At 42.3% G+C, this 14,030-nt stretch carries 16 protein-coding genes and 1 pseudogene; 7 read left to right on the plus strand and 10 right to left on the minus strand.

Annotation, left to right across the window (positions count from 1 at the left end; translation table 11 throughout):
- Positions 1-2 precede the first annotated feature (2 nt).
- Positions 3-932 (minus strand): segregation and condensation protein A, encoded by a 930-nt coding sequence (locus ABD128_RS01050; protein ID WP_343985340.1) that lies wholly within the window; start codon positions 930-932, stop codon positions 3-5.
- Between the two features lie 55 nt (positions 933-987).
- The gene (locus tag ABD128_RS01055; protein ID WP_343985342.1) at positions 988-2,205 is read right to left on the minus strand and encodes a tryptophan--tRNA ligase; all 1,218 of its coding nucleotides are present in this window, start codon (positions 2,203-2,205) and stop codon (positions 988-990) included.
- A 207-nt stretch (positions 2,206-2,412) separates the two neighbouring features.
- Between ABD128_RS01055 and ABD128_RS01060 the strand changes: the two genes are divergently transcribed.
- The 3 genes from ABD128_RS01060 to ABD128_RS01070 all read left to right on the plus strand — a co-directional run bounded on the left by ABD128_RS01060 (position 2,413) and on the right by ABD128_RS01070 (position 5,591).
- Entirely contained in the window at positions 2,413-2,775 is a 363-nt protein-coding gene (locus ABD128_RS01060; RefSeq protein ID WP_343985344.1) for a DUF1428 domain-containing protein, read from the plus strand.
- Between the two features lie 117 nt (positions 2,776-2,892).
- Entirely contained in the window at positions 2,893-3,438 is a 546-nt protein-coding gene (locus tag ABD128_RS01065) for a hypothetical protein (RefSeq protein WP_343985346.1), read from the plus strand.
- Positions 3,438-5,591 (plus strand): alpha/beta hydrolase family protein, encoded by a 2,154-nt coding sequence (locus ABD128_RS01070; RefSeq protein WP_343985348.1) that lies wholly within the window; start codon positions 3,438-3,440, stop codon positions 5,589-5,591. Before ABD128_RS01065 ends, ABD128_RS01070 begins: the two co-directional genes overlap by 1 nt.
- 47 nt (positions 5,592-5,638) lie before the next feature.
- Here the strand turns inward: ABD128_RS01070 and ABD128_RS01075 are convergent, their stop codons facing one another.
- Both ABD128_RS01075 and ABD128_RS01080 read right to left on the minus strand, forming a co-directional pair.
- On the minus strand, positions 5,639-6,262 hold the full coding sequence (locus ABD128_RS01075; protein ID WP_343985350.1) for an L-threonylcarbamoyladenylate synthase: 624 nt from the start codon (positions 6,260-6,262) through the stop codon (positions 5,639-5,641).
- 12 nt (positions 6,263-6,274) lie between these two features.
- On the minus strand, positions 6,275-7,189 hold the full coding sequence (locus ABD128_RS01080) for a PHP domain-containing protein (RefSeq protein WP_343985352.1): 915 nt from the start codon (positions 7,187-7,189) through the stop codon (positions 6,275-6,277).
- Positions 7,190-7,229: 40 nt separating this feature from the next.
- Here ABD128_RS01080 and ABD128_RS01085 point away from each other — a divergent pair, with 40 nt between their 5' ends.
- From ABD128_RS01085 to ABD128_RS01100, 4 genes and pseudogenes are all read left to right on the plus strand, one after another.
- A complete protein-coding gene (locus tag ABD128_RS01085; RefSeq protein WP_343985354.1) occupies positions 7,230-7,790 on the plus strand; it encodes an inner membrane-spanning protein YciB in 561 nt (186 codons plus the stop codon).
- Positions 7,791-7,820: 30 nt separating this feature from the next.
- Positions 7,821-8,120, plus strand: coding sequence for a YciI family protein (locus tag ABD128_RS01090; RefSeq protein WP_343985356.1), 300 nt, complete (start codon positions 7,821-7,823; stop codon positions 8,118-8,120).
- A gap of 55 nt (positions 8,121-8,175) precedes the next feature.
- Positions 8,176-8,454 (plus strand): BolA family protein, encoded by a 279-nt coding sequence (locus ABD128_RS01095; protein ID WP_110200888.1) that lies wholly within the window; start codon positions 8,176-8,178, stop codon positions 8,452-8,454.
- 2 nt (positions 8,455-8,456) lie between these two features.
- A pseudogene (locus tag ABD128_RS01100) lies at positions 8,457-9,256 on the plus strand (alpha/beta fold hydrolase).
- A 50-nt stretch (positions 9,257-9,306) separates the two neighbouring features.
- Here ABD128_RS01100 and ABD128_RS01105 read toward each other — a convergent pair.
- The 6 genes from ABD128_RS01105 to ispF all read right to left on the minus strand — a co-directional run bounded on the left by ABD128_RS01105 (position 9,307) and on the right by ispF (position 13,996).
- Complete coding sequence (locus ABD128_RS01105; RefSeq protein WP_343985360.1) at positions 9,307-10,314, minus strand: peptidoglycan DD-metalloendopeptidase family protein; 1,008 nt, start codon at positions 10,312-10,314, stop codon at positions 9,307-9,309.
- Between the two features lie 66 nt (positions 10,315-10,380).
- On the minus strand, positions 10,381-10,968 hold the full coding sequence (locus ABD128_RS01110) for a YqaA family protein (protein WP_343985362.1): 588 nt from the start codon (positions 10,966-10,968) through the stop codon (positions 10,381-10,383).
- A complete protein-coding gene (locus ABD128_RS01115; protein WP_343985364.1) occupies positions 10,965-11,633 on the minus strand; it encodes a protein-L-isoaspartate(D-aspartate) O-methyltransferase in 669 nt (222 codons plus the stop codon). The genes ABD128_RS01110 and ABD128_RS01115 overlap by 4 nt, the downstream gene beginning before the upstream one ends.
- Positions 11,634-11,649: 16 nt before the next feature.
- Positions 11,650-12,402, minus strand: a complete 753-nt coding sequence (gene surE, locus ABD128_RS01120) for a 5'/3'-nucleotidase SurE (RefSeq protein WP_343985366.1) — start codon at positions 12,400-12,402, stop codon at positions 11,650-11,652.
- 14 nt (positions 12,403-12,416) lie between these two features.
- Positions 12,417-13,520 carry a tRNA pseudouridine(13) synthase TruD gene (gene truD, locus ABD128_RS01125; RefSeq protein WP_343985368.1) on the minus strand — a complete coding sequence of 368 codons (1,104 nt, stop codon included), beginning with the start codon at positions 13,518-13,520 and terminating at the stop codon, positions 12,417-12,419.
- Complete coding sequence (gene ispF, locus ABD128_RS01130; RefSeq protein WP_343985370.1) at positions 13,517-13,996, minus strand: 2-C-methyl-D-erythritol 2,4-cyclodiphosphate synthase; 480 nt, start codon at positions 13,994-13,996, stop codon at positions 13,517-13,519. Before ispF ends, truD begins: the two co-directional genes overlap by 4 nt.
- Positions 13,997-14,030 lie beyond the last annotated feature (34 nt).

Here is a 14,030-nt window from a genome sequence, read left to right on the forward strand (position 1 = left end):
ACTCATGCTTGATCGCTTGTGGTTTCTACTTTCGCTAACTTTTCATCGATGGACTCGTTTTCCCCTTCATCTTCGTGGCTACTCCCAACCTTTGCCCTAACATGAATTGGTCCATAGCTATCGCTCTGGATAATTTCTAATAGAGACTCTTTTGCCAGCTCCATGATTGCTAAGAAAGTAACAACAACACCGGAGCGTCCTTCTTCTGGATCAAATAATTTGGAAAAATCAGTAAAGGACTGAGCAGATAGGCGCTCCAAAACCTTACCCATGCGCTCGCGGACTGATAAGGCCTCGAACTTCACTTGGTGGCTCGAGAACATTTCAGCTCTTCTTAAGACATCACGAAGTGCGATAAGAAGCTCCTTTAGATCCACCTCAGGCTCTGGCTTGATAATATTCATATCAGGCTTTTTAGCGCTAGCTTGATGGACATCACGCCCCATACGAGGTAACTCATCAATGTCTTCGGCGGCTTGTTTAAACTGTTCATATTCCTGCAAACGACGAATCAAGTCCGCTCGTGGATCATCTTCGTCATCATCCTCAGCAGGTGGTCTTGGTAACAAGACACGACTTTTAATTTCCGCCAACATAGCCGCCATGACTAAGTATTCTGCCGCTAACTCTAACTGTATTGCTTTCATCAACTCGACATACTCCATGTATTGCTCAGTAATATGGGCAATTGGAATATCTCGGATATCGACATTTTGACGCTTAATTAAATAAAGCAGTAAGTCTAGAGGCCCCTCAAAAGCTTCTAGGAAAACTTCCAAGGCATCTGGTGGAATGTATAAATCTTGAGGGAATTCTTCGACCTGCTCACCATCAACTAGAGCAAACGGCATTTCTTCCTGCACATGATCAGCAACTGGCTGCTCGTGCTCAGAGTGTTGTTGCTGTTCTGTCTCGCCGTTTTGCTCAGTCATTATGGTTTCTCAGTCAATTATCAATATCCTTAGCCTTCAAGGGTTACTTCGTACATTACTTATAAGACAAGCCCATGGCTTGGCGAACATCATCCATCGTTTCACGAGCCACATCGCGCGCACGATCACACCCTTCCGAAACGATATTACGGATAATTTCAGGGCTCTCTTCATACTCTTTAGCACGCTCTAAGAACTGCTGCTGCTCCGCACAAACACCATCAATCACAGGTTGTTTACACTCAACGCAACCGATACCTGCCGTCGTACAGCCCTTTTGGACCCACTCTTTAACCTCTTCTGGAGAATAAATCTTGTGGAATTCCCACACCGGGCATTTCTCAGGAGTTCCAGGATCATCGCGTCTAACGCGCGCAGGATCCGTTGGCATGGTGCGAATTTTCTTCTCAACAGACTCACGCGGCTCACGCATAGAAATCGCGTTACCGTAGGACTTAGACATCTTCTGCCCATCCAAACCAGGCATTTTAGACACTGGCGTCAATAGCGCTTTTGGCTCCGGAAGAATCACCTTACCACCACCATCTAAATAGCCATACAAACGCTCACGATCATTCAGCGAAATGTTTGCCTGGCTTTCGACTAAAGCTTGAGCCGTTTCTAAAGCCGCTTGGTCGCCTTCTTCTTGGAATTTTTTACGCAAGTTATTGTAAAGCTTCGCATTTTTCTTACCCATCTTCTTGATGGCGGCAGTTACTTTTTCTTCAAAACCAGGCTCTTTACCATAAAAATGGTTAAAGCGACGGGCTGCTTCGCGCGTCATCTCTACATGCGGAACCTGATCAGCTCCAACTGGCACATTACCAGCTCGATACACCAAAATATCAGCCGCTTGTAATAATGGATAACCTAAGAAGCCATAAGTTGATAAGTCTTTGTTTTGCAACTTCTCTTGCTGCTCTTTATAGGTAGGCACTCGTTCTAACCAACCTAGAGGAGTCGTCATCGACATTAACAAGTGAAGTTCAGCATGCTCAGGAACTTTCGACTGAACGAATATGGTTGATGCGCTGGGATTAATTCCCGCTGCTAACCAATCAATGACCGTATCCCAAACATAGCCTTCAATTTTCGAAGTATCGTCGTAGTTTGTGGTCAAGGCATGCCAATCAGCCACCATGAAGAAGCACTCATACTCATGCTGCATTTGTGCCCAATTCTTTAAAACTCCATGGTAATGCCCCAAATGTAATGGTCCCGTAGGACGCATGCCGGATAGAACGCGCTTTTGGCCAACTGATATAGAACTCAATGGATATCCTTTGAAGTAACTTTTTGTCTAAATTTATAAGATTGTCCATTATAACGAGAACAAACGAAAACGCTATATTTCTGTATTTGGCTGTTAAAATTCCTCATCTACCACACTTTAGCTGTATAATTTTTAAACATTCCTTGACTTCATAAATAGATAAGCAACACACTAAAAGCTACACGACCCACAAAAGGAGATTTTTTGATGTCACTCTATATTGACGGCTATGTCGTTCCAGTTCCAAAAGACAAGCTCAATGAATATACCGAAATGGCGAAACGGGCTGGGAAGGTATGGAAAGAGTACGGCGCTTTAAAAGTCATTGAATCAGTCGCCGATGATGTACCAGAAGGCAAAATCACCTCTTTTGGCAAAAGCGTACAACTTAAAGACAATGAAACAGTGGTGCTCTCCTACATTCTCTATGAATCTCGGCAAGCGCGTGATGAAATCAACGAAAAAGTTATGAAAGATCCACGCCTCGCTGACATGATGGATCCGGAAAACCTGCCTTTTGATGGTATGCGAATGTTCTGGGGAGGCTTTACGCCTATCGTAGAACTTTAAAAAGAGTTGAGTCCGACTCAGTATACTAATTCCACATCTAGTACGGTACAAAAACTAAACATTAACAATATCTTACGGTATACTTAAAAAAATTATAAATACACAAGGGATATAATAATGAAAAAGTATGTCGTCTTATCTTTGCTGATATTGTTGCTTTCAGGTTGCGTATCAAAACTCAGTAACTTCACCAATGAACAGAAACTGGCACCAGATTCCAATATGGGGGTTGTCGTTATTGCCTATGATTCAGACACAGCTATCCACAGTTTGGTCTTCTCTGGTCCTAGCACTTTTGAGCTGGAGCATAACTTGTATGACAACAAACATAACTACGTCGTAACAAGCTTTCCAGCAGGCACTTATGACATCACGAAAGCAAAAATCTATAGTAAATATTACTATATAAGCCTTGGCTCTGATGAAGATGCAAACTGGAAGATCAATATCAAACCAAACAAAGTGAATTATATTGGTCATTTTAATATCGATCAAATTGGTTCAGGTTATAAAGTTCAGATTAAAAATAGCACCACTCTTGCTTTAGAGTTTCTACAAGAAAACTACCAAGATCTAATTAAAAGGTATGAGTTAGTATATTCAAAAGATGGGCCTGATGACGAATTTCTAGCGTTCCTAGACTCACTGAAGGGAGAAGAATAATGAAACTAAAGTTTGCCTCCTTACTATTTGTACTACTTGTTACTTTTACTGCAAATAGCTCTGAGTTTATTCCAGCCAATCAAATGTTTGTGTCAGATCAGTATCAATCTTTTGCTATTTCACCTGACGGAGAAACACTACTTGGCAAAAGTTTTATTGATGGATATCAGCAACTATTTGCTTTTAGCGCAGGCTCTAAACAGGCAGCTGAGGTTTTTAAAATCACAACGTCTGATAGAAAAAGAATTTTAGATTACGATTGGCTTGATAAAGATACCGCTTATGTCTCTTTTTTAGGCACATTTAATACCTATTATATTCGAATTATAGACTTTACCTTCAAGGATAATGACTTCGAAATTGATTACTATGATGTAAGAGGCCTTGGGGTTCTTGTTAACCCTATGCTGGGTGTGGAAGATAAAGCACTGCTAGCCAAGCTAAATGCTAAAGACAAGAAACTCGACTTATTAGAGCTCGATTTAAGTAAACTACGAAATATCAAACATAATTCGAAGAACCATAAAAAGATATTTAGTACGTTTCGAAACCTTAGTGAAGACCTCGAAGATACCTATAAGTTTTATGTCTCAGACAGCACCTATGAACTAGAGATGATAGGTCAGTCATACGATGATTATAATACATACTCAGTTTATGATTCGAAAACAGGTAGCTGGAAAGAGTTCTTTAGGGTTAATAAGAACACTAGTGAAGAAAAAAACTACTCAAAGCTTGACGTTTTCACACCAATCACCAAGGTTGACGACCGTCACATTGTAGCGTTATCGAATATTAATCGAGATAAGGTAGCCGTTGTTCTTTTTGATATAGAAGCAAAGAAAGACGTTAAAACCCTTTATGAATCAGAATACTACGATGTTAAATCTGCAGCTTATAGCAGGAAACAGAAAAAATTAATATCTGTTTCTTATGCAGACCGAGGTCTTAACAAGCAAAAGTTTCTTGATAAAGGTAGTAATGACTTCCAGTCCGAGTTAGTTAAAAAAATTGGATTAGAATCCGTATTTATCATTGACCGCTCAGTTACCGGTAGTGATTATGTAATCTTCGCACACGATGCATCGAATCCAGGAAGGTTCTACCACTATAACGTAGCCAGTAATAAGTTAAGATTCTTACAGAGCTCGATGCCAGATCTGTATCCATACACATTCACAAAAGCCAACATTCTGACCACTACCAATGACCTAGGAAATAAGGTAGAGGGCTTTTTATATACAGGTGGTAGCACTAAAAAGATGCCAATGGTTGTTATGCCACATGGAGGTCCTATTGGCGTTCAAGACCTTAATGAATTTGATAGAGAAGTTCAGTTCTTGGTTAACCGTGGGTTCGCGGTTTTAACTATTAACTTCAGAGGAAGCTCTGGATACGGTAAAAAGTACATGAGTGCTGGACGTGAACAGTTCGGTAAGGGAATTGAAGCTGACATTAACAAACTTGTTAATAAAGCCATAAGCCTGACGGCAATTGACTCAGATAAAGTCTGTATCTATGGGAAAAGTTACGGCGGTTATTCAGCTATAACCTCGACGATTCTCTATCCGGGTACATACAAGTGTGCAATATCTGGCTTTGGTGTTTTTGACCTTCCACTGCTCTATAGTGCCTCTAACTTACATCACTCTGAAGATGTTAAAGATGCCATAAGCTTTGTTGTTGGGGATATCGATACTAAATACGCAGAGTTAAAAGAAAACTCCCCTCTATATAAAGCTAATAAAATCAATGTCCCTACTCTATTATTCGCGGGAAGAAATGATGAAATTGCTCACCCAGAGCATAGTAGACGACTTAATTATGTTTTAAACACAATTGGAAAGGTCGATGTTGAATATCATGAATACCTACACTCAGGACACGGTCACCCAAATTGGGTAGGAGATCGTCACCAACTTATCACAATTGTTAGTTTTTTAAATAAGCACATTAATCCAGGGTTATCTCTAACTGAGAAAAACAAAAGCGTTATTAGCGATGATTATTACTTGTTGGGGCTTATTTACTATGACGGACACTACCTAAAGAAGGATCATGACAAAGCTGAAAAGTACTTTCGTTTAGCGCATAGTAATGGCAACGAAAATGCTGCTAAATATCTTAGAAGACTTGGAATATACGATTTTTAATAATTCAACAAAGTATGCATGATCACACTCAAACGTGTGGTCATGCTTTATTCAAACACTGAAACATCACCAGCACCATATCGCATGATTTCTGGATAACCGGAAGTCAGGTCAACAACGGTTGTGGGTTCATGCCCACAATAGCCACCATCGATGACGACATCAACCCGTCCGTTAAGCAGTTCGTATATCTCATAAGGTTCAAGTACTTCGCCATCTTCCTGCTGCGGTAAAATTAAACTGGTGCTCATCATAGGCTCACCAAGTTCTTCCAGAATGGCTTGTGTGATTGGCGTTTCTGGCACTCGAATACCGATCGTTTTCTTTTTACTGTGTTTCAATCGATTAGGAACTTCGCTAGTTGCTTTGAGAATGAACGTATAAGCCCCTGGAGTATTGTTTTTGACCAAGCGAAAAACGGTGTTTTCGACTTTGGCGTATGTCGCTAGCTCAGAGAGATCACGGCAAACCAAAGTAAAGTTGTGATTTTTATCGAGATCACGAATAAATCGGATTCGTTCTATCGCATTCTTGTCCCCAATAAGACAACCTAGCGCATAACCCGAGTCTGTTGGATAGGCGATTAAAGCGCCCTTGCGTATTTTTGCAACCACTTGACTGATTAGCCTTGGCTGGGGATTTTGATTATGTATTTCAATTAATTCTGTCATAACTTTATTCTTTTAGTCCTGAGTTTTAGTCCAAGCACTTGAAGTCCATACAGGGACGACGTGCTCTGGTAATGGGGCGAACTTTCCGAGTAAGGCCCACGGCTTATCTGGTGAGTGAAAGTCAGAACCCTGCGATGCATAAAGTTCGAACTGTTTACTCCAGTCGGCCAATAAATTTTTCTGACCAGGATGTATATTAGGATAGCACGTTTCGATGCCAAGTCCGCCCACTGCTTTGAACTCTTCGATCAGACGTTTTAACTTGTTTGAGCCCATACCATAGCGCGTCGGGTGAGCCAATACCGGGATGCCGCCTGCCTGACGAATCATAGCCGTGGCATCTTCTAAATCAAACCATTCATCCGGCACATAGGCTCGACCGCCTTTGGCTAGATACTTCTTAAAAGCATCACCAAAGTTTTTTATCACGCCTAAATCCAACAAATATTGAGCTAGGTGTGTTCGACAAACCATCGGCTGGCTATCGACCATATACTCAACATCTGGCTGCGCACCTTTAACACCGGCAGCTTCTAGCTTTTTGCCCATAGTCAGCGCACGCTCTCGTCGTTTGTCTTGAATAGCCCTTAAAAACTGCTGGAGACCGTTGTGCTTATGGTCAATTTGTAAACCAACAATATGAACGGTTTCTTCTTTCTTTTTGCCCCACGCTGCAGAGATTTCAACGCCAGGGACTATTGAAAGATTAAACTGTTCAGCTAAACTCAACGCCTCATCTAGCGATTCGACGGAATCGTGATCGGTAATCGCCAACTCATCGACCCCACGCTCTTGTGCAAGCTTTAAGAGCTCAAGAGGTGTTAAACTGCCGTCAGAAGCAATAGTATGGCTGTGTAAATCACGTAGCATGGTCTTGATAGAAGTCGCGTTAATAGTTGATACCGATAGTTTGCCTACCTTTTGCAATAAGGTAAACTTAGCAAGCCATTAATTAGGTATATTTAGCATGTTTTTAAAAGAAAACTACCCTATCGTGGGTTTTATCGCCGTTTATTTATTCACAAAGAACTTAATCCTCGCCGCAGCGGTTTGGAGTGGCTTAACCTTGGTGCAAATGCTTGTTCATTATTTCACCAAGAAAGAGCTTAAAAAAAGCCACGTTGCCCTATTTTTACTAGGCTTAGCTTTAGTCGCCTTAGCCTATTATTTTGATAATGATGACTTTATTAAGTGGAAAACCAGCGTCGCGGTTTGGGGTGGCGCTTTATTTATCCTCATTAGGCAGGTTTTCTCTAAGAAATACGTGATTCAAGATTTAACAAAATCCAGCGGACTGATAAAAGACTCAGCACCTGAGCATTTGCTGGCTAAAATTAACTGGATCTGGGTTGTAACACTAGCGGCTTATGGTGGCCTCAACCTTTACGTCGCCTTTAATTTCAGCACCGACTTTTGGTTCTACTTTAAATTGATCAGTATGTTCGTCTTATTGTTTGGGCTTATGATTGTTAGCATAGTCATGCTCAAAGAGCATATTCATTTAGAAGAAGAGCAGTCTAAGCCTTAAAACCAAAAGTATTATCTAAAAGGAAACCTTATGCTGTATATGATTTATTCCGAGGACGTTGAAAACTCCTTACCCCTGCGCGCCAAGGCAAGACCAGCACACATTGAACGCCTAGAAGCTCTTAAAAATGAAGGCAGACTCATCATGGCAGGGCCATTACCAGCAATTGACGCTAACGATCCCGCTGAAGCTGGCTTTAGCGGTAGCCTAATTGTCGCTGAATTTGACTCTTTAGAAGACGCCGAGAATTGGGCAAAAGCAGATCCTTATATTGAAGCTGGCGTTTACCAAAACGTCACCGTTAAACCCTATAAAAAAGTTTTGCCTTAATTGCTAACTAGCTAAAGACAAAGCCCGACACACATTTAAAGAATTGGAAAAGGTTATGACACAACAAGCACCAGACAACACTTCTCGTATCGAAAAGATGCACCAACTGATTTCAGACGCTTTACAGCCAGAGCAACTGGAAATTATCGACGACAGCCACAAACACATTGGCCACGAAGGCGCCAAAGGTGGTCTTGGGCACTTTACTGTACTTATCAAAAGTGACGCCCTAGAGGGAAAGCGAATGCTGCAACAGCACCGTATGATTTACAACGCTTTAGGCGATATGATGCAAACGGATATCCATGCGCTAGCAATAAAAGTTGTAAAGTAACAATGAAAAAATTACTATTTATCTGCGGACTTCTTCTTAACAGTCACATAGTTGCATCTCCGAAAACAGTTAAAATTTCTGGCCATACAGTCGAGTATGAACTAAGAGGCTCTGGCGATTATACTATTTTGCTAGAAGCTGGAGGCTCCGCAGGCATGGATGACTGGAATCCTATTTACGAACCATTAACAAAACACGCAAAAGTATTACGCTATTCAAGATTAGGGAATGGTAATTCTACTCCGGTAAAGAAAAACTACAGCTCAGAAGAATATGCCTTTGAAGCAAAACAACTACTTGATGCCTTAAATATTGAACAGAAAGTGGTTTATATATCGCACTCCTATGGCGCTTATATTGCGCGTGTATTTACAGCAACTTATCCAGATAAAGTATCAGCACTTATGCTCATAGAACCAGCATCAGAGCATGACGTAACTATCATGAGAAGCATTAACTTAGAAGTTGCTGAAAAAGAAATTGCTGAAGTTAAGTTGGATGACTTGAAGAATGGTATGTCTAATCAATACCTGGATTTTTGGGCAAAACGACCGTTACCCAATTACCCAGAAATTCCGGATATCCCAGTAACCGTTATTGCCTCAATAAAAAGATATAAAGAACCACCATTACTTTTTTTACTGATGAAGCACGAGAAAAATGGGGGGAGCTACACAAAGCGTGGGCTGAATCCTTTCCTCAGGGCAAAGCAGTATTAACTGATAAAAGCTATCATTTCCCACAAAATGATGAACCAGAAATGGTTATCGCGGAGATTATAGAGCTGTTAGGACGGATATAAAGGTGACTTTTACATAGGTTACCTTATTTCTACTAACTCTCTAGTGTTCGCTACCGCTTTGGCAAATACCTCAACGGATCAACCGGCTTTCCTTTATAGCGAATTTCAAAGTGTAGTTTTGGAATATCCGAGTCGGTATTACCTATTTCGGCGATCTTCTGTCCTGCTTTAATGATCTCGTTTTCTTTAACCAGTAAGCGCTTGTTGTGCGCGTAGGCGCTGATGAAGTCGTTATTGTGCTTTATGATTATAAGGTTGCCATAACCTCTTAATCCACGCCCAGAATAGACCACAAGCCCTGGAGCAGCCGCTCTAACTGGCTCGCCCATATTGCCTGCGATATCAATTCCACGAGAGCCTTTGACGCCAGTGAAGCGAGTGATAACCTTGCCCATATTGGGCCACATCCAGTACTTAACCGGTTTGCTGGTGAACGATTTGGTCGTTGCAGGTTTTGTTTTTGGTCGCTTTTTAACTGGCTCAGCGCGCTTTGCTTGTGGTTTTGTAGTCGATGTCTTTTTGCTTTCTCGCTTTTTTGCAGTTTTTGTTTCGTTTGGTTTAGCTGTTTTTGGTGGCGTGACCTTTGGCTGTTCTACAGCCTTAGTGGCGCCACGACTGACTTCCTGAACACCGCGGCGGCTAGCCACGGGGCTATTATTAGAGCTATCTTGGCTGGCCACTTGAGAAGTATCAACGGTACGCTCGCTTTCATAGCGGCGTGTTTTTTCTAAGTCGAGTTTTTGCCCAGGGTAAATCGTGTAAGTAGCGTCGATATTGTTGGCTTGTGCCAAGGTGTCGTAGTCGAAGCCATAACGAAAAGCGATAGAATACAAGGTGTCCGCGGGCTGAACAACATAATATTGCTGGCTGTTATCTACTTCGCTTGGCGGGTAAAAACTATGAATCTCGGCGCCTTTACCTGTGGCGTCACGTTCTTCAACCGGCGCTAGTCGAGGATTACCACACCCTTGTAACAAATACACCACTAAGACGATCGCAACGATCCATAAGGAGCGAATGGCAGATCGCTTAAGAATGTCTTTTGTTTCTTTTTGCATCAGTGTGCTTATCCCTATTGCCACAAACGAATGTACAAGCTGTTGAAATCTAAGAGTATTTAGCCATTAATTGACTAAGTTGTAAATAATGTAGGCTAAAACGCCTAAAATTAGTACGCCCCAACCTATCCACTCTACATATTGACGCAGTTTATGCTCCATTTGTTCCCCGCCCCACTTCACTAATCCACCGATCAAGAAGAACTGGGCGCTTCGAGCGATAATTGAAGCCACCAGAAACGGGATAAATGCCATGCTTAAAGCACCAGCAGTTAAGGTGAAAATTTTATAAGGTACTGGCGAGAATCCTGCCACTAAAACCACCCAAACACCGTATTCAGCGAACCATGCCAGAGCACGGTTATAAGTTTCTTCGTAGCCAAGCTCAACAATCCAAGGCAAAACCCATGATTCAAAGGCAAAAGCACCAATAATATAAGCCACGACACCGCCTAACACTGAAGTCGCCATAGCGACAAAAGCTAACCACAGCGCACGATTTGGTCTAGCCAGAGCCATCGGAGCTAACATGACGGCGGTAGGAATAGGGAAAAAGATTGATTCAATAAAACTGATGAATCCTAGAATATAAACTGCGTATTGATGACGCGCCCAACGAAGACAAGCGTCATACATTTTGGTAAAGATTTTCATCGAGCTACACCACCAACCAAAGGCACAAACTTCACTTTTTCAATAAAGGTTTCTTCAATTTTAGTACCTCTACGCTGAACCAGTATTAAATCTTGCGAGGCATTGGTTGAGCCCACGGGGATCATCATACGACCGCCATCAGCGAGCTGTTTGACGAGTTTTTCTGGAATAATTGGTGGCGCAGCAGTAACGATAATGCCGTCGAAGGGCGCATATTGATGCCAGCCATTAAAACCATCGGCAAAAAGGTATTGGATATTGTGCTGACCGATGCCGGTCAAGGTTTTGCGCGCTTGCATGTGAAGCGCTCGGATGCGCTCCACCGTGAACACGGTTTTGGCTACTTTCGAAAGAATAGACGTTTGATAACCACAGCCAGTACCGATTTCGAGCACTTTATTCATGCTCCCCGTTTCCATCAACATTTCAGTCATGCGGGCAACAATATAAGGCTGTGATATAGTTTGTCCCAAGCCAATCGGAAGAGCCGTATCTTCGTAGGCTCTATGCGACAATCCTTCATCAATAAACAAGTGACGAGGAGTTAACTCTATGATTTTTAATAGTTCTTCGTTCTTAATGCCTTCGGCCCGTAAGCGCTCAACAAGGCGTGTGCGCGTACGCGCGGAGGTCATGCCAATTCCCGAAATGTGTGTCGCATTCATATATTTATTATCTATATTAGTTATCGATAGTTTTTAAAAAATCTTCCAGCTCGTCAAAACTATTGTATGCCGTTAAATCGACATTGATCGGTGTCACCGAGACGTAACCGTTCAAAACCGCATGAAAATCAGTACCTTCCCCCACATCTTGGCCTTCAGGCAGCGGTCCCAACCAATAAATAGGACGACCTTTTGGATCTTTATCGAGAATTATAGTATCAGCACGGTGGCGATTTCCCAAGCGCGTTAATTTAATTCCCTTTAATTTTTCATAAGGAACATCTGGCACATTAATATTAAGCACTCGATTTTTGTCCATCGGGTGCTGTTGTAAACCTTTAATAATATCTACTGCAACCTTCGCCGCGGTCACATAGTGTTCACAATCATGCCCCACCAGCGACACAGCCACCGCAGGATAACCAAGGGCTCGCCCTTCCATCGCGGCTGCCACAGTACCTGAGTACAAAGTGTCGTCGCCAAGGTTGGCGCCTGTATTAATTCCTGCGACAACCATATCGGGACGCTCAGGCATCAAATGGTGCGTACCCAGATGCACACAGTCCGTTGGCGTTCCAGTTACCGAGTAAAAACCGCGCTCGGTTTCGTTGACTCGAATCGGCTTATCCAAGGTTAATGAATTACTAGCTCCGCTACGATTGCGATCGGGAGCTACTGTCGTAACCTCGGCAATTTTTGATAAATGGTCGAATAGTGCGCTTAATCCTGGTGCAAAGTGTCCGTCGTCATTACTTAATAATATCTTCATAATCGTATTAATCGTTAGTCGTGTTCGTTGTTTGTTATATCTTTAAACGGCTTATGCTCAACTAAAGTTACTAGCTCACGAAGCATACTGGTGGCGAAAGCGCCTTTAGGTAAGTCAAAGGATAAGCTGACTTCTGTCTCATTATGCCACTCGCTTGTGACATTTTGTGGAAAGCACTTTAAGGCGCGGCGCTCTTCGTTAAATCGCTTGTTAGCTAACTTATCGATAAGAACTTGATATTCAGACAGGCATTCAGCCTCAAAACTCAAAGCTTCATGCATAGGCTGTGGACGCGAGCCTGCTAAAGGAGCAGTCAGTAAAATATCATTCTCTATGAAGCGCGGTTGCTCGGCATTAACGTCCTCAACAACAAACCCTTTCTCAGAGCCACTTAACATAACAAAATCGCCTTGCAGTAATTTTGTAGACAAGCCTTTATTAATACGCTCTGAAACTACATGGTTATAAAGATATGACCGCACCGCAGAAAAAAGTAAGCCCTGTAAGTTTCGATTTTTAAGCTTTTTATTCTTGATTAACAGATCGATTCCACGAGTTAAATTAGCTCCTTGGTGACCGAATCGTTGCTCACCAAAGTAATTTGGGAAGCCCTCTTCGCTAATATTGTCCAAACGCTTTTTGAAGTCTTCTTGTGAAACATTAAGGTCGCGTAAGCGAATATCAAAATGGTTAGATTTTACCGCACCAATTCTAAGTTTCTTATCATGACGTGTTACCTCTAAAACATTAACCTCGTCATCATTAAACTCACTCCAGTCAATCTCGCGCAACAGAGGCAACTGCACACTAAACCACTGACGTGCAATGGCGAAGCGATCCTTCTTACCTGCATAGCCAACATCCGTAGGCTTCACATCGGCAAAACGAATCAATTTTTGTACAACAATATCGGTGTTAATATTTTGCTTTTCGATATACAAAAAGTGGTGCGCGCCCTCGCCCGAAAGCTCAAAGCGCAAGGTTTCTTCTACGACGAAATCACTTAATTCTGACTTGAAGTTCGCGGTGCCTAGTGGCTTTCCATGCATACGACTCCATTCATAGCACTCAGTCCTGCTTAATGGGTGTGACGGTGTGTTCTCTTTAGAATCGCTCATGAGGCTGACTGCAATAGGCATACTGAATGAACTGCAATGCCTTCTTTTCGACCGACAAAACCCAATTTTTCAGTGGTCGTGGCTTTGACGTTCACTTGCGAGAGGTCAGCATCACAGATAGTGCATAAGACATCTTTCATAGCATCAATATTAGTCGCCATCTTGGGCGCTTGCGCCACAATGGTAACGTCCAAATTGCCTAGCTTGTAGCCTTCTTTCGACACTAGCGCCATGACCGACCTGAGTAACTCTTTGCTGTCGGCTCCAGCGAACTCTTCGCTAGTATCAGGGAAGTGGTGCCCTATATCGCCTTTTGCAATTGCGCCAAGCAAAGCATCGCAAACCGCATGCAACACCACGTCACCATCAGAGTGCGCGATTAAGCCTTGCTCTCCTTCAAATAGAACACCACCTAAGATAAGCGGTTTATCGCCACCGAATTTATGGACATCGTAACCGTGGCCAATTCTGAACATAAGAAGATCCCAACAACAAAGTGCCTAATTTATA

The organism is Kangiella japonica (genome assembly GCF_039523535.1).
In the GTDB taxonomy this organism is placed as follows: domain Bacteria; phylum Pseudomonadota; class Gammaproteobacteria; order Enterobacterales; family Kangiellaceae; genus Kangiella; species Kangiella japonica.